Genomic DNA, 1,000 nt, shown 5'->3' on the forward strand with positions numbered 1-1,000 from the left:
GCTGCGCGCCGCCCGGCTGAAGTGGTCGCTGACCGCATGTTTATCCAGAGCGGACGCAGCCATCTCAAGCGACCAGTTGATATTCGCGATAGAAGTCATAAACCGCTCTCGTAAACGTCTCCGGTGCCGACAGGAAAGGCACATGAGCCACCTGCTCAATCAAGGCAGTGCGGCCGCTGTGAATCAGTGGTTCACTGGCGGTCATGGCCGCCGCCGGGACGATATGATCGTTCTCGCCAAAAACCATCAACACCGGCATGGCCAGTTCCGGCAACACGGTTCGCATGTCTGCCTCGCGCAGAATGTCGAGACCGCTGCGCAAGGCTTTCGGCGCGGGCAATCCACAGAAATAAAGGATTTCCTTAAGCCGCGCCGTATCCTCGCGCATGGCCGCACTACCCTTGCAGTTTAATGCGAGAAAACGCACCAACGTGCCTTCATTATCTTCGTCGAACATTTCCGCAAACTTGCCAAGAATGTCCGGCCGCATGGCCGTATCCCAGCCCTCACCGGCCGTAAACCGCGGCGAGGTAGCCACCGTGACTACCGACTGCACCCTTTGCGCGGCTTTGTCGGCCATGGCCAACGCCACCAGCCCGCCCAGCGACCAACCCAGCACGTGGGCCTTGTCGGGCATGATCGCCAGCACTTCATCGGCGAGAAAATCCAGGGTGTAGTCCCCGCTGGGCATGGGGCTCTGCCCCATACCGGGCAGGTCCACCACGGTGACCCGGAACCGTTCCAGCAAGGCCGGCACAATGTCGTCAAAGACAATGGCATGCAGTCCCCAGCCATGAATCAGAACGATGTCCTGCGCCTCGTCATCATTCACACCCGTGGCTTTGTAGGTATTGTGAAAGGGAATCAGTTTGGGCATGGAAATTCCTTTGGTCATAGGTCTGACGTCGGTAGCCTGACGACAGAAACAAAACAGGCAGGCATTTTGGGGCGTCAGACGTCCGGCTTTCGGCGTCCGACCTGATCCAGCGCCAGCAGCAGT

General features: G+C 58.9%; 1 protein-coding gene. It reads right to left on the reverse strand.

Translation table 11 applies throughout. The features are described 5' to 3' along the window. Window positions 1–64: 64 nt before the first annotated feature. Complete coding sequence (gene bioH, locus A3730_RS06060; protein WP_063521175.1) at window positions 65–877, reverse strand: pimeloyl-ACP methyl ester esterase BioH; 813 nt, start codon at window positions 875–877, stop codon at window positions 65–67. Window positions 878–1,000 lie beyond the last annotated feature (123 nt).

Source organism: Alcanivorax sp. HI0044, from assembly GCF_001634945.1.

Excerpts from the sequence above, each read along its gene's own strand:
- bioH (WP_063521175.1), bottom strand. The coding sequence starts at position 877 with ATGCCCAAACTGATTCCCTTTCACAATACCTACAAAGCCACGGGTGTG.